Annotated in this window: 24 protein-coding genes and 1 riboswitch; of the genes, 15 read left to right on the forward strand and 9 right to left on the reverse strand. The window is 40.9% G+C overall.

What is annotated here, in order from left to right:
- Positions 1 to 43 precede the first annotated feature (43 nt).
- From NIE32_RS08605 to NIE32_RS08625, 5 genes are all read left to right on the forward strand, one after another.
- Positions 44 to 1,228 (forward strand): pyridoxal phosphate-dependent aminotransferase, encoded by a 1,185-nt coding sequence (locus tag NIE32_RS08605; protein WP_253076589.1) that lies wholly within the window; start codon positions 44 to 46, stop codon positions 1,226 to 1,228.
- A gap of 38 nt (positions 1,229 to 1,266) precedes the next feature.
- Entirely contained in the window at positions 1,267 to 2,559 is a 1,293-nt protein-coding gene (asnS, locus tag NIE32_RS08610; protein WP_253054852.1) for an asparagine--tRNA ligase, read from the forward strand.
- Positions 2,560 to 2,701: 142 nt separating this feature from the next.
- Positions 2,702 to 3,394 (forward strand): DnaD domain-containing protein, encoded by a 693-nt coding sequence (locus NIE32_RS08615; protein WP_253054854.1) that lies wholly within the window; start codon positions 2,702 to 2,704, stop codon positions 3,392 to 3,394.
- An 18-nt stretch (positions 3,395 to 3,412) separates the two neighbouring features.
- Positions 3,413 to 4,090, forward strand: a complete 678-nt coding sequence (gene nth / locus NIE32_RS08620) for an endonuclease III (RefSeq protein ID WP_290443546.1) — start codon at positions 3,413 to 3,415, stop codon at positions 4,088 to 4,090.
- Positions 4,065 to 4,607, forward strand: a complete 543-nt coding sequence (locus NIE32_RS08625; RefSeq protein ID WP_253054858.1) for a YpoC family protein — start codon at positions 4,065 to 4,067, stop codon at positions 4,605 to 4,607. Before nth ends, NIE32_RS08625 begins: the two co-directional genes overlap by 26 nt.
- 66 nt (positions 4,608 to 4,673) lie before the next feature.
- Here NIE32_RS08625 and NIE32_RS08630 read toward each other — a convergent pair whose 3' ends face one another.
- Both NIE32_RS08630 and recU read right to left on the reverse strand, forming a co-directional pair.
- Positions 4,674 to 7,037, reverse strand: a complete 2,364-nt coding sequence (locus tag NIE32_RS08630) for a transglycosylase domain-containing protein (RefSeq protein ID WP_253054860.1) — start codon at positions 7,035 to 7,037, stop codon at positions 4,674 to 4,676.
- Positions 7,038 to 7,257: 220 nt separating this feature from the next.
- Positions 7,258 to 7,860, reverse strand: a complete 603-nt coding sequence (recU, locus tag NIE32_RS08635) for a Holliday junction resolvase RecU (protein ID WP_253054862.1) — start codon at positions 7,858 to 7,860, stop codon at positions 7,258 to 7,260.
- A gap of 241 nt (positions 7,861 to 8,101) precedes the next feature.
- On the opposite strand from recU, the gene NIE32_RS08640 reads away from it, so the two are divergent.
- Together NIE32_RS08640 and NIE32_RS08645 are read left to right on the forward strand one after the other, a co-directional pair.
- Entirely contained in the window at positions 8,102 to 8,425 is a 324-nt protein-coding gene (locus tag NIE32_RS08640; RefSeq protein WP_253054864.1) for a hypothetical protein, read from the forward strand.
- A gap of 109 nt (positions 8,426 to 8,534) precedes the next feature.
- Positions 8,535 to 8,915, forward strand: a complete 381-nt coding sequence (locus tag NIE32_RS08645) for a YppE family protein (RefSeq protein WP_253054866.1) — start codon at positions 8,535 to 8,537, stop codon at positions 8,913 to 8,915.
- A gap of 2 nt (positions 8,916 to 8,917) precedes the next feature.
- Here NIE32_RS08645 and NIE32_RS08650 read toward each other — a convergent pair whose 3' ends face one another.
- Both NIE32_RS08650 and NIE32_RS08655 read right to left on the reverse strand, forming a co-directional pair.
- On the reverse strand, positions 8,918 to 9,124 hold the full coding sequence (locus NIE32_RS08650; protein WP_253054868.1) for a hypothetical protein: 207 nt from the start codon (positions 9,122 to 9,124) through the stop codon (positions 8,918 to 8,920).
- Between the two features lie 92 nt (positions 9,125 to 9,216).
- Positions 9,217 to 9,777: a hypothetical protein gene (locus NIE32_RS08655; protein ID WP_253054870.1), complete on the reverse strand. Its 561-nt coding sequence runs from the start codon at positions 9,775 to 9,777 to the stop codon at positions 9,217 to 9,219.
- A gap of 148 nt (positions 9,778 to 9,925) precedes the next feature.
- Positions 9,926 to 10,021: riboswitch (TPP riboswitch) on the forward strand.
- 113 nt (positions 10,022 to 10,134) lie between these two features.
- Between NIE32_RS08655 and NIE32_RS08660 the strand changes: the two genes are divergently transcribed.
- The 4 genes from NIE32_RS08660 to NIE32_RS08675 are packed head-to-tail and all read left to right on the forward strand — an operon-like array spanning position 10,135 to position 13,761.
- Positions 10,135 to 10,728, forward strand: a complete 594-nt coding sequence (locus NIE32_RS08660; protein ID WP_253054872.1) for an ECF transporter S component — start codon at positions 10,135 to 10,137, stop codon at positions 10,726 to 10,728.
- A complete protein-coding gene (locus tag NIE32_RS08665; protein ID WP_253054874.1) occupies positions 10,715 to 12,184 on the forward strand; it encodes an ABC transporter ATP-binding protein in 1,470 nt (489 codons plus the stop codon). The genes NIE32_RS08660 and NIE32_RS08665 overlap by 14 nt, the downstream gene beginning before the upstream one ends.
- Positions 12,144 to 12,944, forward strand: coding sequence for an energy-coupling factor transporter transmembrane component T family protein (locus NIE32_RS08670; protein WP_253054876.1), 801 nt, complete (start codon positions 12,144 to 12,146; stop codon positions 12,942 to 12,944). The genes NIE32_RS08665 and NIE32_RS08670 overlap by 41 nt, the downstream gene beginning before the upstream one ends.
- Positions 12,945 to 12,996: 52 nt before the next feature.
- Positions 12,997 to 13,761, forward strand: a complete 765-nt coding sequence (locus NIE32_RS08675; protein ID WP_253054878.1) for an SDR family NAD(P)-dependent oxidoreductase — start codon at positions 12,997 to 12,999, stop codon at positions 13,759 to 13,761.
- A 61-nt stretch (positions 13,762 to 13,822) separates the two neighbouring features.
- Here NIE32_RS08675 and mbcS read toward each other — a convergent pair whose 3' ends face one another.
- On the reverse strand, positions 13,823 to 15,412 hold the full coding sequence (mbcS, locus tag NIE32_RS08680; RefSeq protein WP_253054880.1) for an acyl-CoA synthetase MbcS: 1,590 nt from the start codon (positions 15,410 to 15,412) through the stop codon (positions 13,823 to 13,825).
- Between the two features lie 99 nt (positions 15,413 to 15,511).
- Positions 15,512 to 16,600: a stage II sporulation protein P gene (gene spoIIP, locus NIE32_RS08685; RefSeq protein WP_253054882.1), complete on the reverse strand. Its 1,089-nt coding sequence runs from the start codon at positions 16,598 to 16,600 to the stop codon at positions 15,512 to 15,514.
- A gap of 223 nt (positions 16,601 to 16,823) precedes the next feature.
- Between spoIIP and NIE32_RS08690 the strand changes: the two genes are divergently transcribed.
- Complete coding sequence (locus NIE32_RS08690) at positions 16,824 to 17,351, forward strand: hypothetical protein (protein WP_253054884.1); 528 nt, start codon at positions 16,824 to 16,826, stop codon at positions 17,349 to 17,351.
- Positions 17,352 to 17,502: 151 nt separating this feature from the next.
- Here the strand turns inward: NIE32_RS08690 and NIE32_RS14365 are convergent, their stop codons facing one another.
- Together NIE32_RS14365 and NIE32_RS14370 are read right to left on the reverse strand one after the other, a co-directional pair.
- Positions 17,503 to 18,159, reverse strand: coding sequence for a M3 family metallopeptidase (locus tag NIE32_RS14365; RefSeq protein WP_354327285.1), 657 nt, complete (start codon positions 18,157 to 18,159; stop codon positions 17,503 to 17,505).
- A 3-nt stretch (positions 18,160 to 18,162) separates the two neighbouring features.
- A complete protein-coding gene (locus tag NIE32_RS14370) occupies positions 18,163 to 19,311 on the reverse strand; it encodes a gluzincin family metallopeptidase (protein ID WP_354327263.1) in 1,149 nt (382 codons plus the stop codon).
- Between the two features lie 220 nt (positions 19,312 to 19,531).
- Here NIE32_RS14370 and NIE32_RS08700 point away from each other — a divergent pair, with 220 nt between their 5' ends.
- Positions 19,532 to 20,380, forward strand: a complete 849-nt coding sequence (locus NIE32_RS08700; protein ID WP_253054886.1) for a VOC family protein — start codon at positions 19,532 to 19,534, stop codon at positions 20,378 to 20,380.
- Positions 20,381 to 20,443: 63 nt separating this feature from the next.
- Here the strand turns inward: NIE32_RS08700 and NIE32_RS08705 are convergent, their stop codons facing one another.
- Complete coding sequence (locus NIE32_RS08705) at positions 20,444 to 21,205, reverse strand: DUF975 family protein (RefSeq protein WP_253054888.1); 762 nt, start codon at positions 21,203 to 21,205, stop codon at positions 20,444 to 20,446.
- Positions 21,206 to 21,544: 339 nt separating this feature from the next.
- Between NIE32_RS08705 and NIE32_RS08710 the strand changes: the two genes are divergently transcribed.
- Together NIE32_RS08710 and NIE32_RS08715 are read left to right on the forward strand one after the other, a co-directional pair.
- Positions 21,545 to 22,723, forward strand: coding sequence for an MFS transporter (locus NIE32_RS08710; protein ID WP_253076590.1), 1,179 nt, complete (start codon positions 21,545 to 21,547; stop codon positions 22,721 to 22,723).
- A gap of 162 nt (positions 22,724 to 22,885) precedes the next feature.
- Positions 22,886 to 23,746, forward strand: a complete 861-nt coding sequence (locus NIE32_RS08715; RefSeq protein ID WP_253054890.1) for a Cof-type HAD-IIB family hydrolase — start codon at positions 22,886 to 22,888, stop codon at positions 23,744 to 23,746.
- The last annotated feature ends 384 nt before the right edge of the window (positions 23,747 to 24,130 follow it).

The following is a 24,130-nucleotide window of genomic DNA, read 5'->3' on the forward strand; positions in this document are numbered from 1 at the left end:
AGCACTATTCTAAATGGAAAAAGCAGTTTGAGGAGGAACAATGATGCAGCTTGCAAAGCGAGTGGAAACTATAACCCCATCAAGTACCTTGGCGATTACAGCCAAAGCTGGGGAACTGAAAGCTCAAGGCTATGACGTCATCGGACTTGGCGCTGGTCAGCCTGATTTTAATACACCGGATTATATCATTGATGCCGCAATGGAAGCTGTGAAGGCGGGTCACACAAAATATACGCCGACTGCCGGACTTCCGGAACTAAAGGAAGCAATTATTGGGAAATTGAAACGTGACCAGGGCTTTACCTATGACAAATCACAAATTATTGTTGGAAATGGCGCCAAACATGTTCTCTATCTCTTGTTTCAAGCACTGCTTAATCCTGGGGATGAAGTGATCATTCCTGCACCATTTTGGGTGAGTTATCCGGAACAAGTGAAACTAGCCGGCGGGGTTCCTGTCGAAATCACCACAACTGAATTGAATCATTTCAAAATTTCGGTGGAAGATCTTGAGGGCGCGACGACATCTAGGACGAAGGCATTAATTTTGAATTCACCAAGCAACCCGACTGGAATGATTTATTCTAAAGAAGAGCTCGAACCGATTGCTGACTATTGCCTTAAACACGACATTCTCATTATTTCAGATGAAATTTATGAGAAATTGGTCTATAATGGCAATCAGTTTTATTCCATAGCTCAACTTTCTGAAAACGTTAAAGCTCAGACCGTTGTGATAAATGGTGTCTCAAAATCGCATTCGATGACCGGTTGGCGGATTGGATATGCAGCAGCGGATGCTCAGCTCGTGAAAGCAATGACAAATGTTGCTAGTCATAGCACATCAAATCCCGCCTCTGTCTCTCAGTATGCAACGATTGCCGCTTACAATGGCCCTCAAGAGAGCATTGAGAAGATGCGGCAGGCATTCGAGAAACGGTTAAACGAAGTCTACCCACGCCTCACAGCGCTACCTGGTGTCACTTGCGTGAAGCCTCAGGGTGCGTTCTACTTGTTTCCCAACATCCAGAAAACAAGTGATGCATGCGGCTTTTCTCAAGTCACCGATTGGGTAGCAGCATTACTTGATGAAGAAAAAGTGGCTGTTGTTCCCGGCGCAGGATTTGGCATGCCAGAATACATTCGCTTATCCTATGCTACATCATTAGAAAACTTAAACCATGCGCTCGATCGCATTGAGCATTTTATTACCAACCATATGCAATAATTGAACAGGTTCATCAATTCAGGGGGTCACGAATAAAAATGAAAGCAACAATTTCCGAAGTCAAAAATCATGTCGGTTCCGAAGTTACCATCGGTGCCTGGCTGGCAAATAAACGATCCAGCGGTAAAATTCAATTTCTTGAATTACGGGATGGTACCGGCTTTATTCAAGGTGTCGTATTAAAAAATGAAGTAAGCGAAGAAAGCTGGGAACAAGCAAAAGAATTAACTCAAGAAAGCTCACTCTATGTAAACGGTACGGTTCGCGAGGATAAACGTGCACCAAGCGGCTTTGAGTTAACCGTTACATCCCTAAAGACAATTCAAATTGCTCACGATTATCCAATTACACCAAAAGAACATGGTGTTGAATTCTTGATGGATCACCGCCATTTATGGCTTCGTTCAAGCAGACAGCATGCTATATTACGGATCCGCGATGAAGTCATTAAAGCTACCTATGACTTTTTCCACGATAATAACTTTATTAAAGTTGATCCGCCGATTTTGACAGGAAGCTCAGCAGAAGGAACAACCGATCTTTTCCATACCAAATATTTTGATCGCGATGCGTATCTGTCTCAGAGTGGCCAACTCTATATGGAAGCAGCAGCAATGGCTCTCGGAAAAGTATTCTCATTCGGGCCAGCATTTCGTGCAGAAAAGTCGAAAACGCGACGCCATTTGATTGAATTTTGGATGATTGAACCGGAAATGGCATTCTGCGATCATGAAGATAGCCTTAAGATTCAAGAAAATTATGTTTCTTATCTTGTTCAGGAAGTATTGAAAAATTGCAAAACTGAACTGGAAACAATCGGACGTGATACGAGCAAACTTGAGAAGATTAAGGCTCCATTCCCACGTATGTCCTATGATGATGCGATCAAGTTCTTGAAGAGTGAAGGGTTTGACGATATTGAATGGGGCGATGATTTCGGATCGCCACATGAAACAGCGATTGCTGAACATTTTGATGTTCCGGTTTTTGTTACTGAGTATCCGACGAAAGTGAAGGCCTTCTATATGAAGCCAGTTCCAGGTCGCGAAGACGTAGTGCTTTGCGCTGACCTTTTAGCTCCCGAAGGTTATGGTGAAATTATTGGTGGTAGCCAGCGTATTGATGATCTTGAACTGATGAAAAAACGTTATGAACAATTCCATCTCACTGATCCGTCCTATAAATGGTACCTTGAACTTCGTCAGTATGGCAGTGTCCCTCATTCAGGATTCGGACTCGGATTAGAACGCGCGGTTGCCTGGATTTGCGGACTCGACCACATTCGTGAAACCATTCCATTCCCAAGATTATTGAACCGTATTTACCCGTAATGGCAGATTATGGAGAATAAAGTTCAGACAAGATCCAGAGAGAACTCTGGGTCTTGTCTTTTTATGAGTATTAATAGGATGAGCGAACCTCTCATCAGGATGGAAGGATCCATGCTATAATGGACGATGAGGTGTCAAAACTATGGAAATGAAATTTTTAATCAATCTTATCGAAAGTGGTAGTATTAGTGTTCCATCTATACTGCTTGATTACTATAATCAGCTTGGATTAAATGAACAGGAATGCATGATGCTGATCCACGTGCATGCTTTTCTCAGTAAAGGCGATGATTTTCCTACATTCGATAATCTAGCTGCGCGAATGACTTTGGATGAGACTGAATGTGCTGAGCTTTTGAGACGCCTGATTCAACGTGGTTATCTATCGATCATACAAAAAAATGATAATAATATATACTCTGAAGCCTATTCGCTGCAACCGCTTTGGGAAAAGTTACTTAGAACCTCCTATAGTCAAGTTGTTGAATCCTCGTCAAAATCGAATGACGAGGCGCTCTATACATTATTTGAGACTGAATTTGGACGGCCACTGTCGCCAATTGAGTGCGAGACACTCGCCATGTGGATAGACCAAGATCGACATTCACCGAAATTGATTAAAGGTGCGCTGCGGGAAGCGGTGATTTCTGGAAAGCTGAATTTCCGTTATATCGATCGTATCTTGTTTGAATGGAAGAAGAATGGCATTAAAACACTTGATCAGGCGAAGCAGCATGGTGACAAAATTAGAAATCATCAACCACGTACAAGCACCAGTAGCCACAAGCAGCAGAATATTTCGGAAATGCCTTCATATAACTGGCTGGACAAATAATAGAGGAGGAGAGTCGCACTGAATCAGAAACAATTCGAATTCATTATGGACAAGATTGCGGCAATGTTTCCTGACGCACATTGCGAATTGAATCACAGTAATCCTTTCGAGCTTTCGATCGCCGTTATGCTGTCTGCACAATGTACCGATGCTCTAGTCAATCGCGTGACGCCAGCACTTTTTGCTAAATATCATGTACCTGAAGACTATTTAGCAGTACCATTAGAAGAACTCCAACGGGACATTCGATCGATTGGTCTTTACCGTAATAAAGCAAAGCATATCCGCCAAATGTGTCAGATGTTGATTGACTGCTATGACGGCGTGTTACCGAAAAATCATGATGATCTGTTAAAACTCCCCGGAATTGGACGTAAAACAGCAAATGTGATTGTTTCTGTAGCTTTTGGGGAGCCAGCACTTGCTGTCGACACGCATGTAGAGCGTGTGACAAAAAGACTCGGAATATGTCGCTGGAAAGACAGTGTTCTGGAAGTTGAGAAAACATTGACGAAACGCCTGCCACGCGAGAAATGGTCGGTTACTCATCATCGATTGATTTTTTTTGGTCGCTATCATTGTAAAGCGCAACACCCAAATTGCCCGGAATGTCCAGTACTTGATGTCTGTCGTGAGGGGCAAAAACGCATGAGAAAGGGGGAAGTGTTGCTTGGAACAACCGTGCATAAGCATTGAGTTGACGGATTCTTTTCACGTTAAGCCTTTTTATCAAAATTGTCGATTGCTTGATGTGAAAGCAATGCCATCCCATTTTTCGTTTGAGTATCCTTTTTTCTATGACATGCTCTATTGTCAGCAAAAAGATGCATATTCCCTTTGGCCATGGCAAACTAGAGAGAATTATTTTCACATTTTCTGGGAACAGAAAAAAGAAGAGCTGCGTACCAGTTTTCATGATCGGAATCTTAAGGCTGTGCGGCAACCGATGTTGCAATCCATTGCCGCATTCATTGATCAAATGTATTGGTCGGCTGGGAAACCGGTACGCTCATTAGTTCATGACGTAATTCTGACAGATCTCAGCACTTTACCATTTGCTCCATTAAATAGCAAAGAACGCGTAAACTATTTGCTAAAACAACCGGACCGTTATCTGTCTTTTATCCAATTGGATGAATTAGAACAAGAGTTGGTAAAGAAATTAGCGATATACCGTAGAAAACAAAAAATAGAAAATGAATCAGGAAGATAATCAAATGATATATTAAAAAGCGCTCATCGTTATGAAACACGATGAGCGCTTTTAGTTTTGACTCAATTATTGATTTGATCCTGAGTTCCCTTGACCATTATTCCCTTGGTTCCCCTGGCCATTATTTCCTTGTCCACTGCTTGCAGGTGGTGCTGCTGAAGACGATGCAGGCGGAGCAGTTGATGATGATGAAGCCGGCGGAGCAGAACTAGAACTGCTTGCTGGTGGCATGCTTGAAGAACTGCTACTGCTCTCCGGTTGTGAACTGCTGCTCTCTGAGCTACTAGAATCTGCACTGCTTGAATCACTTGGTTTCTTCGCTTGAAAATGGTTGGTAATGCTTGAGTTTCTCACTGCAAGTTCACCATTACTGAGATCAGTTACTGAGTTCGGGCGAGTGAAGTCAGATGCACCAATCATGTACTGTGCCATAATATTTTTAAAGATTGCCAATGCGAAATGTTGTTCATTCGGGCCAAGATAAGAACCATAATTCTTATTTCCCGCTTGATTTTTATTAGCATTGTACCCTGTCCACACCGCAGTGGTCAATCGTGTATTATAACCCACAAACCAAGCATCCAGAGCGCCGTGATCCATCGCATATTTTGGAATATTGAATTGAGCGGCATAGTCAGGTGGAATATTTTGCGTTCCTGTTTTTCCTGCGAGATTAGCACCCGGAATATTACCTTGTACACCGGTTCCTTTCGTCATCACATCTTTCAACATATCAGAGATCATGTATGCCGTGTAATCATGCATGGCGACGCGACGGGTGTGATCAAGCTGAATGACTTCACCATCCGGTTTCACAATTTTTCGGACAGCATAAGGTTGGTTATAGATACCATTGTTGCCAAATGCTGCATAGGCACCTGCCATTTGTAGTGGATTTGATGTGAAACTGCCGATGGAGTAGGATTCATCGAAATTCTTCAGCATGGCTTGCGAAAATCCAAGCTTTTTCGCAAAATTGCGGATGTCATTTGAACCGCCAAGTGCTGATTTTACTTCCTGCATGGTCCGCAATGCGGGAATATTACGTGAAAGATACAAGGCCTTGCGCATGGTCATTTTACCAAGGTATTTGCCATCCCAGTCACCAATTTCAGGTCCACCATTACTGTAGGCGGCACCCTTGGAATCATCGACTTGGTAATCGGTCGGCCACTTTAAATACTCAATTGCAGGACCGTAATCCATGATTGGTTTCGCTGTTGAACCAACTTGGCCCTTCGATGTATAGGCATAATTCAAATCCAAGTATTTATAGTTTCGTCCGCCACCAAGTGCTCGAACCGCTCCCGTTTGTGTATCAATGACAGAAACCGCCGCTTGAAAATTCTTTTGGACATTGGGATAGTTGTTTTTGTTATTCAGTACTTCTTGAGTTTGGCTCTGAATGGATGGATCAAGAGTTGTGTATATTTTTAAACCACCGGAATTAAATTCTTGATCGGTAATCACTTTTTTGACGTCAACCAGTTCATGCTTCACATAATCCAAGAAAGCACCGTATTTTCGGTTGCTCACCGGAATATTGCGATGGCCTTTCGTCATTTGTTTCATGGATACCGCTTTAGCCTTTGCGGCATCATCAGCTGTAATGGCTCCATTTTTCACCATAAGGTCAAGAACAAGATCTCTGCGGGCCTTTGCTTCTGCAGGATGATGGATCGGATCATAGTACCCTGGATTTCGTGTCATCGCAGCGAGCATCGCCGCTTGTTCAAGATTTACGTTCTTAATGTTCTTACCAAAGTAGCGTTCAGAAGCTGCCGCAACACCATAAGTTGGGCCTCCACCTAAATAGATCTGGTTTAAATACATTTCGAGAATCTGTTTTTTTGTGTACTTCTTATCAAGCTGAATCGCTAGATACATTTCCTGTATTTTACGTGTAAAAGTCTTGTTTTGCGTCAGCATTGCATTTCGGACAACCTGCTGATCAATGGTACTACCGCCTTCGGATTTATATCCTCTTGTAAACTGAGCAACTCCGGCACCTAAAATACGAATCGGGTCGATGCCAAAATGTTTGTAGAAACGAACATCCTCAGTAGATATGAATGCGTCTTGAACACTTAAGGGGATGTCGTTAATAGTGGTGTACATTCGGTGTTGACCGGAATCGACTGTTGTTGCTTTCTTGCTATTCTCATCATAGATGACCGATGAAACTTCGTTATGCAGGGCATTTGCATTTAATGGCGGTGCACTCCTAACAACAGCAAGTACAAAAATGGTTCCAGCTAAAAACAAGAACAACAGAATAAGCGTCAGAATAATCATTACGCGCTTAAACCAATGCTTTTTCTTACGCGTTGATGACCCCTTTTTCGGAGCATGATTATTTGCATTTTTTTGTTTTTGTTTTTCAAGTTCGGCTGCACGCCGTTTTTCCATTCGCGTATGGTATTCAACCATGACTAATCCTACCTTTCTCGAGAAGACTCGCCGATAAGCAAGTCAATGAAACAAACAAAACGATCATACAATGCGATGTTGCGCCTAAGCGATGAACACTGTTCGTTTAAGCCTATTTTTGCTTCTGAAACATGTATACATAATATTTCTTTGAGTGCATAAATCTCATTCTACTAATACGTGTCATAGTATTCGATTGTTCCCAAAGATTGTGTCCAGCTTAAAAGTATACCTTATTTACGACACGAAGGTAATCAATCCGAGGCAAATAATTCTGGGGAATGGCATGACCTTTTTCCAGAAACAACTGTTTTGGTATTGATTTTCTGCCGCCGCGCTTGGCTTCACTCCAGTAGTATGCTAAATAATCGGCATCAAGCAAAAATGTTTCGCCCGTTTGTGAAAACTTAACAATAATGAAGCCGATCCCCCCATGATGCTTAATTTTCTTCATGTGCTCAACTTGATGGGCGTGGAAGTTCTTTAAGGGAATATACTGGGCATGAGTCGTTTCCTTTGCCTCGAAATCTATGTATTTTCCTCTATAGACACCGTTATAATCCGTCGTTGATGCTTTACGAAAGTAGGCTTCCGTTATTTTTGCCGCACTACGTTTTGGATAATCGACTTTCACAATCTGAATCGGCGTCGGTTTTTTATAAATAACCGCTTGATCCACTTCTAAGTAATAGCGGTTCGTCACATTCAGATCTTCTTCTAATGTCATGCCTCGATGCCCGTAGACGACATCTGAGTCAGAATTATTATTCACGGATCTTGGTGTTGCTTTAAAGGGTTGACCATTTGGGTAGAAAACCGTCATTATCAAAAAACGCCCCTTTCTTGTATGCAGGAGATGTTTGCTCCCTAATTACAAGATTACTACCACAGTATACCAAAATCAGCATTAAAGAGGTTAGTCTACTTCACATTCTTTCATGGTTTAGGACCGATTTCACTGCAATATTTCGCTAGTTTTGGATGAACACCACTAGTTTTGTCGATCATGTAGGAGATCTCAAATAAATCGAGAAACTCTTGAAAAAACGAGAGAAGGTCGTGAAATGAAGATGTCAAAAAACGAAGCAATGTCCGCAATTGAACTCGATTTTAACCTCGATTATCTTACTATGCGCTTGGAACAGATCGACAATAAAATAGTTAGAGCGAATGAAGATCAGATAAATGAGCAACTGCTCATTTGCCAGTCGAAACTTGCACGTGCAGAAGACCATCTTCAAGTCATTAACCATTTGATGAAAACTGCGGCACGGGGTACGGATGGGCTCTTTGCACATCAGCTAGAACTTGCATTTTTTAAAGAATATAAAGAAGAGCAAGTCAAGGATCAATCCTGGGAATTACAACCCTCACGAAAATTGGGCTAATGAAAGCCGATCATCATCGATAAAGTCTCGTGACCGAAAGGCATGTACTGCATCTTCGCCCCGAAATCGTGTTACACTAATAGCAAACAGGTTTGATGGAGTGAGGCATGTGCGTACCGCACAAGATAAAGAATTAAAAGAAGTAACGCTTGAATTAAGAAAATTAAATAAGATTGCACACGATCAATTCACCGATCGATCACAAGCTGCAGATTATCAAACCGATTTCTATGGCGAAGTAAAGCCATTTGCAGATAATATGCAGCACTATCTTGATATTTGGCGGCCACTTGCTGACCAATGGGTAAGCGTTAGGAAACCTAAATACGTATTTCCCATTCAAATTAAAGATACCTATGATAATTTAGCGATTGTTTGTGTCACTGCATTCCAAAAAGATACGAGAAGAAGACGATTTCTTGAGACAATAAAATCGATTGATTATGTGCTCGAAAACATATTAATACAGTGTGAGAAAGACAATAAATAAATTCAACTTGTCATTCGAATAAATGAAAAGAGAATAAAGAGGAAATAGGGAATGCCTAGGAATAGAATTGCGCGATACATGATCTTTGTGATCCATTCGAAGCATTCTTCCGCAGTTAAGTGTTCAATTTTGTCACTCATTTGCCGCACTTTTTCTTCGAGACGTATTTGTTTTTTTGACGATAGAAATGTTGCGTTTCCTTTTTCCATATTCATTTCCTCCCGTTTGATTACTTTCTATCAGACTATATGGCTTGTCTCATAGAAATATGATCATTTTGAGAGACCGGAGGAGATATTTTTCAATGTCTATGGAGCATTTGCATTATTTCATCGATACTTTTCCCGGAAAATGTTTGAAAACGTTCATCGAGCGCAATCGTTTTTCCTGATACTACCGGATAAACACTGCTAAAACCACCACTTAAACGAACATACTGCGTAGCATTGAGTCGTTTAAGAAATAATAGGTAATCCCCATCGGCAAGTGGCCCTGTATACAAATTATTAAGGGGATCCTTGGGATCGGGTAAAGGCTCAACGCCTGTCGTAAGCAAAACACTTGGTGAAGGCGGTTCGCCCACAATCACGCGGCGGATCTGGAGTATCTGAGAGGCATTGACGAGTTTCGCACCGGATGGAAGCTCCTGACCGATCTCCCATTTGTTAATATGCTCACCGATATGTGCAAAGACGATGAGATCGGAATTCTTAATTAATTGTGTGCGATCAACTGGGCGCTCAGACATAATGATCTTGTTTAGAATGATGGGCTGAGCATCAACGTGTATGTAAGGAAGAATCATATACAAAATAAGGAAAATTAAAAAAAACCAAATACCAAGAAATGTCTTGTGTATCATAAATTCGCCAACTTTTTTTGTCATAGGATAGCGCAATGTAAAAACTTTTATTCCTAATAAATAGGTTGTTTTAAGGTTAGATTCATGGTCATTTGACTTGCTCAATAATTATGAATGTAGTATCGTTTAATGTGTTAATTGAATAAGGAATGTCCACTAGGGGTGCGCAAGCTGAGAGGGAATAATCCCGACCCTTAGACCTGATCTGGATAATACCAGCGTAGGAAAGTGGTTAATGTAACGAGATTCACCGCTTTCTTGCCAAAACAAGAAAGCGGTTTTTTGTTTAATTACACGACTGGCTATATCCGATCATTTTGGATAATTGTTCACAACAAAAGAATAGGGGGAATTGAAATGAATGAACGCAAGAAAAGTTTGAAACTGAATCTGACCGATATTTTGGTCACGATTGTGATTGCACTCGTATTTGGTTTAGTTTTTCGTCTCATGGGACCGGTATACGACTTGGTCCAACCGCTTGGTCTACATCTTGACGCATTACTCTATGGTATTTGGTTCATTGCGGCACCATTTGCGGCACTTTTGATCCAAAAACCTGGTGTGGCATTTCTGGCTGAAACAGCGGCAGCACTTGCGGAAATGCTCTTTGCAGGCAGCGGCGGCGTTATTAATCTTTATTATGGTGTTGCTCAAGGCTTATTATCCGAAGGGATATTCGCTGCATGGCGCTATAAACGATTTTCACTCGGTGTTGCTTCTTTATCTGCTTTTGCAGCAATGGTCGCTTCAATTGCGATTGACGCCGTATACAGCTATTTACCGTTACTTGCCGGCTGGAATTTAACACTCTATCTTGTCTTCCGGGTACTTGGTGCAATTCTTTTATCCGGTCTACTCCCATTCGTTCTGGTGAAGAGCCTGGAAAAAACAGGAGTGACCCAATCGTTACGGCCAGTAACTAAGGAAGACTACGATGTGCTTAAATAATCAGAAACAGTGGGGAGTCACGAATCTTCGACTTGCTTTTCCTAAGCAGGATAAGATGCTTTTTAAGGACCTAAATTTTCGCTATGAAAAAGGCGAAAAAATTCTAATGCTTGGCCCGTCCGGTTGTGGAAAATCAACACTTCTTCAAGTACTCTCAGGACTGATCCCAAGTAGTATTACCTACCCGATGCGTGCGGAGAATCAAAGTATTCCGAAGAGCTGTGGCTTTATTTTTCAGGACCCGGATACACAGTTTTGCATGCCCTATATCGATGAAGAAATTGCTTTTGTACTTGAGAACCGTAAGATTCAGCGTGATGAAATGCCTCGATTGATCCAATATTATTTAGACCAAGTGGGACTTCAACTGCAGAATACTCACCAATTGATTCGTAAGCTGTCAGGAGGGATGAAGCAACGTCTCGCTATTGCCAGCATTCTCGCATTGGAACCAGAAGTTCTGTTTCTTGATGAACCAACGGCATTACTCGATCCGGAAGGCACCGAAAAGCTTTGGCAAACTGTACGCCAAATTGGCAAAGAACGCACACTGGTCATTGTTGAACACAAGATTGATCATGTTCTTGATTTTATTGATCGGGTAGTCCTATTCAATGAGAAAGGTGAAATCTTTGCTGATGGACCAAAGAAAGAAACGCTCGAACGATTTCAAGACAAACTTGATGAATACGGGATCTGGCATCCTGGAATATGGGCAACTTATGAAAAACAGCAAACAAGCGTTCAACTGGTATCGGAAAAACCGATACTTATACTTGATCACTTTAAAGTCATGCGTCAAAAGAAAATTAAGTTTCAAACCGAGCGCATGACCATTTACCGTGGCGATTGGGTCGCTGTCATCGGTGAAAATGGAGCAGGGAAGAGTACACTGATTGAAGGCATCATGCAATTGTTGAAAACAAAAGGCAAAATAAACTGGTCCTTTACTCATTCGGAAGCGCACACTCAATTCGTTTTTCAAAATCCCGAATATCAATTTGTTACGGATTCCGTTCGAGATGAACTCGGGTTTAGTCTAAAATTGAATAAAATAAATGATGAAGAAATCAAAAGACGTGTGGATGAAGCATTAAGCCGCTTTGCATTGATCGATCAGCAGCATCAACATCCCTTTCAATTATCGATCGGACAAAAAAGACGGCTCAGTGTCGCTTCTGCGTTGATCTCACATCCGGATGTTCTGATCCTTGATGAACCAACATTTGGACAGGATGCACGAAATACATTTGCTTTGCTTGACCTATTTCAGCAATTAAGACAGAACGGAACAACGCTTATTATGGTGACGCATGAAATGGAAATCGTACGGCGCTTTGCAACGCGAATCATTACTATTAAAGATGGGCGGGTCATCGAAAATGATGCTACAAGTGGAATGAGGGTGAAGAGCAGTGGAGACCACTTGGATCAGAACGAACAAATTATTTTTTAAAATAAATCCCAGTCTTAAATTTGTCATGATTTCTTCTTTATTTCTCGTTTATCTATTTGTCCATAATTTGAATACGATGATCTGGGCTTCGCTATTCTTTCTCATTCTTTATTCCAGTGTGACCGGGCTTTCAGGAAAATGGTCATTTGGATTTGTACTCTTTACATTAGTCGTTTCTTTATTCAGTGCTTCGGCAATGATCCTTTTTGGTAAAGGAAGTCATGTTCTTTATCATCAATACCTCATTATGATTACACAAGAAAGTCTGGCGAGAGGAATTTTGCTTGGCTTGCGCACGTTTACGTTTAGCTTAGTTGGTATGCTGTTTGCGACAACAACGTTGCCCGTGCCCTTTTTTTATTCACTGATGCAGCAGTTAAAGGTTCCTGTTCGTTTTGCTTATGGGTGTCTGGCGGCATTCCGCATGATACCGATGATGGCTGAGGAACTCACGCATATTCGTCAGGCGATGATCGTTCGTGGTATGACGAAACAAAAGGGTATCAAAGCCTATTACGCGCGCCTGAACCATTATTTGCTCACAATGCTTGCCCAATCAATTCGACGTGCTCAAAGAACGGCCATTGCCATGGAAGCAAAACGTTTCTCAATGAAAGAATCACGTACTTTTTATTACCAGATTGGGTGGAGTAGGAATGATCTGGTTTTTGTACTCATCATCGTGTGCACTGTTGCCATGAGTTTCCTTTGCGCCAACTCATTTCCCTTAACTCCGTTTACAAATGTGCTTGATCATTGACCAAGCATCGTAAGCAGTGTACTTTAGAGAAAGATGAATGGAGGCGGGGACAATGACGAAGAAGACTGCATTAATCACTGGAGCAACAAGCGGTATAGGGTATCAACTGACCGAACTTCTTGCAGCAAATGGATATGATCTCATTTTGGTTGCGCGAAATGAGGAGAAAATGCTTGAGATTAAAGCAGCATTGCCAGATCACTCCGTAATGGTAATAAAGAAAGATTTAAGTGAACAAAGTGCTGCAAAGGATGTTTTTCAATCGGTTGAATCAGCTGGTTTATCTATTGATGTCCTTATTAACAACGCCGGTTTTGGCTTGATTGGCACTTTTGACACTGTGCCCATAGAGCAGCAAACGCAGATGATTCAGCTAAATGTTCTTGCTTTGACGGAGCTAACAGCCTATTTTATGCCACAGTTGAAGCGAAACAAAGGAAGAATACTCAATGTTGCTAGTACCGCTGCGTTCCAACCGGGTCCATTTATGGCTGTCTATTTTGCAACAAAAGCATTTGTTCTATCCTTATCAGAAGCGCTTGCTGAAGAATTAAAGGGGAGCGGTGTGACGGTGACCACACTATGTCCCGGACCGACATCGACCAATTTTGGGGTAGTCGCGCATGCGGAAGATATTAAAATGTTCAGCAAGACGATGGACGCCAATCGTGTGGCAAAGATTGGTTATCAGGCAATGATGAAAGGGAAGAGCGTGGTGATTTCCGGTGCACTGAACCATGCCGGCGCAATTGCAGCCAAATTATTACCAAGAAGTTGGGGCGCAAAAGCGGTTCGATTCGTGACGAAGAAAAGTTGACAATTGATCAATAAACAAGCCCGGAAATGATAAATCATTTCCGGGCTTGTTTTCTATTTGCTTATGAATGACGTTCACTTGCGCGACGCTTCTCTAATTCACGTAACTTAGCACGCATAATTTTTCCTGAGACCGTCTTCGGAAGATCCGACACAAATTCAATCGCTCTTGGGTATTTGTACGGAGCTGTTTGATTCTTCACAAATTTTTGAAGCTCTGGAATTCGTGATTCATCCGGTGCATAACCGTCTTTTAAGATGACAAAGGCTTTAACAATATTGCCGCGAATCGGATCAGGGCTTGCAACAACAGCGCAATCCTTTACTGATTCATGCTTAAGTAGTGCATCTTCAACTTCTGCTGGTCCAATGGTATAACCCGAACTGATGATGACATCATCCCGGCGACCTTGGAACCAGAAGTAGTTATCCTGATCATGTGATGCACGGTCGCCTGTCAAAAAATAGTTACCAATCACAGCTGCTTGATAACGATCCGGCTGCTCGTAATACGTCTTGAATAATGCAGGAAAGTCGCGGCGTACGGCGATATTTCCAACCACACCATCCGGGACTTCGTTTCCATCTTCGTCAATAATCGTGATAAATTCATCAAGGATCGGTTGCCCCATTGAACCGATGCGAATAGCGTGACCCACCAATGTTCCAACTAGTAGTGTACTTTCTGTTTGTCCATAACCGTCTTTAAGCTGGATATCGAATGTTTGCTTAAAAATGTCAATAACACCTCGGTTTAGCGCTTCGCCCGCGGAACATGCATTACGAAGGTTGGAGAGATCAAATTTTTCCAGGTGATCCACCTTAGACATCAGTCGATATTCCGTTGGCGTACAGCACAACACATTGACTTTATAATCTTGAAGCAACTGCAATTGCTTCTCAGGGCGGAAGCGTCCGTCGTATGCCAAACCGGTCACGCCTTTTCCAAGCACAGAAAGGAATGGACTCCAAATCCATTTTTGCCATCCAGGAGCAGCTGTAGCCCAAAAAATGTCTCCTTCTTGTATATCAAGCCAACGTTGAGGTGCGATACGAAGGTGCGCATAGGCCCAAGCATGCGTATGTACCACACCTTTAGGCGCTCCTGAAGTTCCTGATGTGTATGTCAAAAACGCCATATCATCTTTATCTGTGTCAACGGTGGTATAAGAATTGGAAGCTTCACTCATGATCTGATCCATGGATAGCCAACCATCAGTTTCACCAGCAACGGAAATCTTGTGCTGCAGGGAGGGCATGTTTTCCTCAATGTGATCGACTTGTTCGGTATAGTCGTGGAAAGTAATGATCGCTTTCGCCTTTCCTTGATTAATTCGATAACTAATGTCACCCGGTCGCAGCATCTCAGAACCCGGGATTACAGCAATTCCTGCCCGAAGTGCGCCAAGATAGATAACGTAGGCATCAACGATTCTTGGCACGATCGTCATGACAACGTCACCTTTCTTAATCCCCAAATTGTTCAGGACATTAGCAAAACGTTTTCCTTTTTCAATCAGTTCATGGTAAGTGAAGCTTCGTTTATCACCATTTTCATTCTCCCAGAATAATGCAACTCGGTCGGAATCAAAACGATCAATTTCATTTGTTAGATTGTACTTCTGTGGTGCAATAAGCTCTGTAAGTTCCATAGGTTGTGTTCCACTCCCCAAAAGATTATCAGTATTTTTAAAGTAAGCAACAGTGACTATAAGTTAATATTAATACCTGGTGCTAAATATTACAACTATTTATTTAGTTTGTTTGATGATTTGAGCAAGCGCTTCGCCAAATGCTTGAGAACTTCGCGTTATTTCAGCCAAAGTATTATCAACGCCTCCAATTTCAACGAGAATTGCGTTTTTTGAAATGTCTTGATTATATATGCCATTTCCTTCAAGTTTTGTTTTACCAACAATGCCACGAACAAGGTCCGGATAGTTCTTATCGAGTTGATTTTTCACTTTTTTAGCGAAGAATAGGTTTGCGGAATAATTTGGATTCGCTTCCCCGATAATGATGCTAATCCGCGCATAGGACGACGTGCCAATCTCCATTGTCGTGTTGTTTCTTCCTGAAGAATCACGGTGAATATCGATTAAATAACTGAGTGTTGGGTTTTTCTTCAACGCGTCCAGCACAACAAGCCTCGATTTCTGATAGGCTTCATTGTATCCCCAGCCTTGCTTAATTCGATGAACATAACCGACTCCATCTTTGTTAAGTGTTTGCCCGACAATCTCTCCGTCTTTAATGACCCCTTTTTGAAGATCAGTATAAGTAGAGTCCTTACCGTCATTCATAGGTTTATAGGCTTCCCATGGGTGCGTATGGTAGATTAACACACGTTTCTTCAATTTTTGCGAAGATTGGTCTTTCGTGTTCTCTTCAGGTGTCTGTTTTTTAGGCGTTTCAATATGAATTTCTGGGGATGGTGGATTGTCTTGTGGTAAATTTGTATAATTCAATCCCTTACCAGCGATGAAAATTTTTGTGTTATAGATTGTAAAGCCTGGTAATTCAGATCCAAATAGACTGCGAATATCATCAAAATGCAACTCAGTCATCGCTTCAAATATAAGATGGTTCATCGTCTTTGGTCGCTCTTGCTTCTTAATCGCATAATTGAAGAGCACATTTTCGTTTCCAAATGTTTCTATTAAGAGAGTTTTCGCCGGCCAATTTGCTTTTTGAAGCACATCCTGAATAGAACTGATCTTAACCTGACTTAATGAAATCAGAATAGCCAGTCCATAGATGAGAATCAGGACAATGAGATATTTTAAGATAAGGGGAGTCGTTGATTTGTGTGTGAATTTTGGTGGAGTGATTTTCCGCAAGATTGTCCCTCCTCATTATGTTGCAATGCTGCTCTACTAATCTATGAGAGAGAAGGGGAAAGATAGACTTATTTTTTCTATTTCTTCAGATTCTCAGAAACAAACCATTATGTAACTAAACTTTTACTAAAGTTTTACGTAAATTGTCTTTTTCTCTCATTCGGTTCCCTTAATACTTAAAAAGGCGGTGCATTTGGAAATTTATTTATTCGGAGGGTTGAGTATGAGAAACTTAATTACAGAGATAACAGGGTGGCGCCATTTGAAGATAAGCATGAAATTCGCAATCAGTTTATTAATCGTGTTGGGAATGATGCTTATTACTGCCATCATATCGACTTTTATGCTTTACCAAACACTTGAGCGGGCAAAGGAGGCAAGTCGGGCAGGTGAACATGCAGCACAGATTACTGAAGTCGGTTCTCTATTTCGCGCAAAAGATGCACGCGTCATCGATTATCTTTTAGATCCCGGTGATGCCTCAGTAAAACTCTATTCTCAGGATCAACAGCAGCTAACGCAAGCCGAGAAGCAACTTCAACCTGCAATGAAGACGGAAGCACAAAAGAAATGGTTTAATCAAATCATGACGGATGATGCTCGAACTTTTAATTTATTCCAAAGTGAATTCGTTCCGGCGGTTCTGATGAAGCGGGTTGGAACAACGATGAGTACGCTACTTAACGAAGCTCAAGTTCTGGACGATACATCGATTCGATTTGAACAGTTAATCAAACAATTTAAGCTCTAAGTACGATGTTAAAGATTATCTTAAAGATAAAAAGACGTTCCTATTTCGGAACGTCTTTTTTTCAAAGCATGAATTTGACAGTCAAACAATTGCAGATGTAAATATCTGGAACTTCTAATATTCCGCAGACTTTTTATGACACTCTCGTTATTTAGTCATTTGTAATAGAGGGAGTCTTCATCTGATCGACAAGTGTTCCTACATAAGCAACTGCTTGACGGATGGTTTCAGGGTTAAGAATGTCTACATGAGCTTTTTCAATCAGTTTCTGCGGTGTTAGGCGACCGCCTTCTTTGAGCACAGACAGCCAGCGATCAATAGCGGGTTGTCCTTCGTGAACAATTTGTTCAGCAACAGCGGTTGCTACCGTAAGGCCCGCAGAGTAAGTGTAGGAATACAATCCTGAATAATAATGCGGTTGCCGCATCCACGTTAATCCATCACTCGCTTCAAGTTGTATGGCATCACCCCAGAAACCTTTGAGGGTTTCATTGAAGAGATCGGTCAATCGAGAGGCGGTCAGCGCTTCTCCAGATTCGGCAATACGGAATACTTTACGCTGATAAACCCCTTCAAGTAAGTGTGTAACAAAATTGTGATAATACGTACTCAATAATCGTTCAGTAACCGAACGTTTCATTGCATCATTCGTTGCATTTTTCTTCAAATAGTGTGCAAGAATGAGTTCATTCATTGTTGATGGTGCCTCGACAAAGAATAGAGAAGGATCATAGTTCGCAAGTTTCTGTTTTTTTTGTGCGAGCATAAAATGACCCGCGTGGCCAAATTCATGAGCCAGGGTTAATATGTTTCAAATATCACCGGTCCATGTCATCAAGATGTACGAATGAACACCGTATGGAGACTCGCAAAATCCACCTGTTGATTTGCCCACATTATCACTATAATCAACCCAGCGGTTAGTTAATCCTTCTTCAATAATTGCATGATATTCGGGTCCCATAATCTTCAGGGCATCGAGAAGGGCTTGCTTACTTTCCTCAAATGTTGTTTGCGGACTCGTCGTATCTATCGGTGCGAGCAGATCCGCATAGGTAATCGTGTCAAGTCCAAGTGCCAGGCGCTTTAGTTCTGCAAACTTCTGCATATGCGGTGCAAGTTCTTGATAAATAATATCAAGTTGATTATCGTACATGGTTTCACTGACTTGCTGTTGTTGGAGCAGGTAGTCAGTCGCTGTCTTATAACCCCTCAACTTTGCAACAGCAACTGTTTTGTTCACTTCAGCAGCATAGACGGAAGCAAATGTATTTTTATACTGATCGAGCGTCTTTGTGAATGAATCATAGGCATTTCTTCTCAGTACAGTATCTCGAGTTGAAGCATAACTGTTCTCATAAAGTGTGAAAGACATTGGTACGGTGTTCCCATCGCTGTCTTTCACCGATTCGAACTGCATATCAGCAAGTTTGCTTCGAGAATAGATGGTATAGGGTGCTTCGAGAACTTCAGCAAGTGCTTTAATTGTTTTTTCCGCTTCCGGATGGAGTCTGAAAGGCTTTTTGTTGAATAATTTCCGAAAATAAGGTTGATATTCTTCGAGTTCAGGTACTTCTTGTATCAAAGCATGGAGGTGTGAATCATCGAGATCCATTAATTCATCTTCAAAGAAAGAGAGCGTCGCTTCCATTTGTGCATTTGCAGCATCTGCGCGTGCAGCGTCCGCCTGATTTTCAGGATCGCTGCTATCCGCTGCTTGTTTCAAACTCACGTATGCAGTTAGACGCCATAATCTGGCCGAGAAGTCAAAATAGTCTTCCAAATTACTCAGAAGAGAAGAGGCACTCACGAACAGTTTTCCCTGACGTAATGCTAATTCTTTGGCACTTTTGGTTAGCGCATTCAATTCTATAAGAAATGCTTCACGTGACGGGAAGATGTCTTCCAATTTCCAAGTCGTTTCAATTGGAACCTGATTTCTAGTTAAACGTTGATCCATGTTCATCCCTCGATTCATAATTACTTCCATTATTTTACCATAAGAAACTATTTTCAAACCAAAGTCCTGGATTAGTAAACCATTGCTTTTTATGATTACGGAGAAAAATAAGTGGACAGCAAAAACTAATCTATATATACTTACTTACATAAAGTAATTAATGATTTGTTTATCAACTATAAAAAATTAATTGACCATAAATGACTCTGGAGGGATTTTCATGAACTTTCATCAAGCACCAAATACCTATGTGGATCAAGTATTCTTGTATGTAAATAATCTCGATCGATCGAAGGATTTTTATTCAGGGATGCTCGGTCTACACGTTCTAAAGGAAGAAGAACGTACGGTCACATTTTCAGCAAATGGAACGGATCCATTGATTACGGTGGAGCGTCCTGAAGATGTACTTCCACAGTTAAGGAGAAGTGCAGGCTTGTACCATTTTGCAATGCTGGTTCCGACTCGGAAGGACTTAGCAGCGGTAATTCAACACTTATTGAAGGAGGAATACCCACTTGTTGGTGCTTCGGATCATGCTGTGAGTGAAGCACTTTACCTTGAAGACCCTGATGGCAATGGTATTGAAATTTATCGTGACCGTCCTTCGGATCAATGGAAATGGCAAAATGGGACAGTATTTATGCCGACGGAAGCGATGGATGAACACATTTTAAGTGAATTAAATGGTGAACCGTGGACTGGACTTCCTTCTGGAACAAAAATGGGGCATTTACATTTGCAAGTAGCAAATTTGCAGGAAACTGAGAAATTTTATGTGGAAGCTCTTGGCTTTAATGTGGTTGCAAAATATGGTGATCTCGCAGATTTCGTTTCTACTGGGGGTTATCATCATCATTTCGGACTAAATGTCTGGAACAGTAGAGGAATTCCGGTGCAAGAAGGGAAGCATGTCGGCTTGAACTATTACAGACTTCTCTTTCCTAGCGACAACGCAAGAAGCGAAGCGATTAAGCGTATCGAACAGTTCGGTTCGAGCGCTGAAAACAGAGGTACTCAATGGTTTACAAAGGATCCGTCTGGAATTCAATTTGAACTTGCTCTTTAAATTATGTTTAGACTATTCAACATGTAAGAAATAAACCCGCCAGTTGATGGCGGGTTTATTTCTTTATTCAGCATCGTTGATTCCTGTTTGATTGTTCCTGATCAGCCATTCATAGAATGTTGCCATTGACGTGCTGATATAGGGAATCAGCCATAAATACATCCAAATGCTCCCCACACTACCTACAGCAAGAAAAAGAAAAGCTAGGATTTTAATTCCGATCGCATAAAAAATGGCAAACACGATGATTCCGGCAATTACCGGAACACTTGTTAACAAACACCAACCAATAAAACTTAACCCAAGCAGAAACAGTTTCCACTTATGGCCGTTCATCAATTTTTTACTTTCCTTAATCGCTTTACTTGCGGAATACTCTGGATGGTCGTAAAGAATATAGAAAACTTGTGAATAAGAAAACGCCTTGATGATTCCAGGAATGATCAAGAGAAGGAACCACAAAAAAAGTAAAATAGCCATAAAAATATTAACCCAGATCAGCTTAAGTACCCGTTTTCCATTATTGTAGATCGTAAATAAAATGGAAATTTTCGGATCTTGTTCACGAATCAGTTCCAGAAAGAACCACATTGAGGCTATATTCATTGGAAATAAGAGCATTGCATAGATCATTTGAAAGAAGTACGAGAGCGGTGATGAGTCCGTTTGATTTGCCCAATTCTGAAAGCCACCGGATAATGCTACATCGACCAAATAGGGGGGAAGTGTGGAAATGAGGAATAACACAAGGACCAGCACGCCACTTTTCCTTGAATACCCTTGTAGTAATGTTCGTGCATTCTGTTTTATTTCTGAAATTCGCATAGAATTGCGATCCCTCCTTAAAATATCTACTGCACATTGTACCATAGTCATCCAATTCAACAGTTCGTCGAAAGAGAACAATGAAAGGTACCTGAAGAAACAGATCAAACTATTCAAAAATGAGAGAGTTCGTTATAATCTTTAGTAGCTTCTCTTCGATTCATTTATTATTTTTTGAGAACCCTTTATTTATGTCTATTCAAATCGTTTTATCGATAACCTTCCTTTGAAGAGAAGCAACTGATTTGTAAAACGATATTGAGTAAAATGGATCCATTACGTGAATGGTAATTGCAGTAAAAGAGATGAACGATGACAACAAGATGGGAGAAGTTAATCATGAAGAACAGTTATTCCCTCACCGCATTCAGTCTCTATTTAAATTATTTGATACATGGCGTCGGGCTCATTATTCTTGCGCAGAATATGGAGTTTCTGGCCAAGCAGTGGCATACCAATACGCTCGCTGTAGCCATGGTTGTCTCCTCTTTAGGGATCGGCAAGTTAATTGCAGTAACCGTATCCGGAAAAATGTCTGATCTATGGGGGAGAAAGCAATCCATTAGTATCGGAATGGTACTTTATTTATGCTTTTTCATAGGTATTTTACTTAGTCCTAATGCGCAAATTGCCTATGTATTAGGCTTTCTTGGTGGAGCAGCAAATTCTTATTTAGATACCGGCACTTATCCTGCCTTAATGGAGGCTTTTCCAAAATCAGCTGCTTCTGCGAATATTCTTGTAAAAGCATTTATGCAAATTGGCCAGTTCATCTTGCCGTTTTTCATCGGTTTTCTGATCGCACATCAATTTTGGTTCGGTTATAGCTTCGTAGCTGTTGCCATCTTGTTGGTGCTTAACTTGATTTTGATTTTAGCGTGTCCATTTCCACCGATACAGGTCAATCAACCAATCACAAACAACAGTAAATCGAGTCCACGATTCTCATTCACATCAGATGAAGTTTGGTTGATCTTGTTTGGTGCTATAGCGCAAATTCTTCTCTATAATCTGAATAACTGGCTCGCTGTGTACGGAACTGAAGTGATTCATTTCAGCAGTGATCTAGGTCGCAAACTGGTCAGTTACGCTAGTATTGGTGCCATTATTTGTGTGCTGTTTACTTTTTACTTAAGCAAAAGAAGGGTAAGTACGAGTAAGATTGTGATCACTTACACATTTGCAACCACTGTGCTCTCTTTAATTCTCTGGCTTTTTCATTCGCCAACAGTAACGATCATCGGTTCCATCTTGCTTGGCTACTTCTCATGTGGCGGTCTTCTCCAATTAGGCTTAATTTTGCTCGCTTCAGTGTCTAGAAAAGGGAAGGGGACGTTAACCAGTCTGTATAACATATCAGAAGCCATTGCCTATTTTCTCATTCCGTTCCTTGTAAGTTTTGCCGCGGAAAAAGGCGTACAAAATGCATTTTTAATCAATGCTTTGTTTGCGTTCATTGGATGTCTCCTAGTTCTGATCGTCTTTAGACGCCATAAAGAAACGAGTGCAGGACTATAAGGGGCGATTATAATAAGTTGGGATGTAATGAATCATAGCATTTTTAGTATGGAGTTCTAGAAAAGTTCGATCTAATTCATTGCATTAATAATTGTTATCATTTAGCCAAATATTTTTTACATGATATACGATAGACATGTGTATGAACAGGGAGGGGTATTCATGAAACTTGTTGCGATTGATGTGGATGGAACTTTATTGAACAGCAATGGAGAAATCAGTTCGGAAAATATCACAGCGATGAAAAAGGTGGTGGCGAATCATCATATTGTCTCGATTGCAACGGGGAGAACGTGCTTTGATGTCCGTCATTTATTAAAGGGCAGGATCTCAATCCCAATCATCTCGACTAACGGGGCAGCAATTTATGATGAATCGGATCGATTATTAAGTGCAGCACCTATTGATTTCGATACTGTACGTGAAATAATCGAGTGTTTGTTGGAAGCGCATATGTACATCGAAATCGCTACAACAAATCAGATCCTCGCCACTAGAAATGGCAGAAACCTATTCGATTTAGAATTAAAGAGACTCAAGGAAGACGTACCGTCGTGTGACGAACGAAAACTTTGGAAAATGTCGCAATCTCAATTTTCCCAATTTGGCTGGGCGCCGGTTGATGACTTTCATAAGGTATTAACTGCAGATTTACCCGTGTATAAAATTTCTACATTTTCGTTTAATAAAGAGAAATTAAAGCAATTCAGAGTTCATTTTGCAGATCATCCAAAGGTAGATTATACCGCTTCATCATCTAATATGATTGAATTTATTCACAAAAATACGAATAAAGGGACCGGAGTGCTACAACTCGCTGAAAAATACCAGATTAAACCTGAGGATATTGTAACCATTGGTGACAGCTATAACGATTTTTCCATGTTTCATAGAGCGGGAACAAAAATAGCCATGGGAAACGCTGTGTCTGAACTTAAAGAAATAAGTTCATTGATCACGGAAACCAATGATAACAATGGTGTTGCCTATGCATTAAATTATCAGTTGAATCTAGTTGAGTGATTATTTTGGATAGCAAAATAGTGCGGATCGGAAATAAGAGGCCAAAATGATTAATGCAATGGATTGTGTAAAGTGTAAATGCCAGTAAATTATTAAAAATATTTTAGGGAAAGTGGTAAATTCACATTTATTAATTACTACGTAAAATATAATTTTGACGAAGTAATGTCAAAGTTTTGCAGGAACGGTCTCTTATTAGCTGTTTTTTTACCTGTTTAGTTAAATTCATGAATCAGCAATTTTTGTAAAATAAATAAACCCTTTCATTCAATAGTCAATTCCGATCCACATCATTTCATTCCGATTTATCCGTGCAACATTTGCTGCTGTTGATTATGCGTGCTATTAGGTTTAGTCAAAGTTACTTAAATCATGATTATGTAA

Origin of the sequence: Sporolactobacillus kofuensis (genome assembly GCF_024125425.1) — a bacterium.
In the GTDB taxonomy this organism is placed as follows: Bacteria; Bacillota; Bacilli; order Bacillales; family Sporolactobacillaceae; genus Sporolactobacillus; species Sporolactobacillus kofuensis.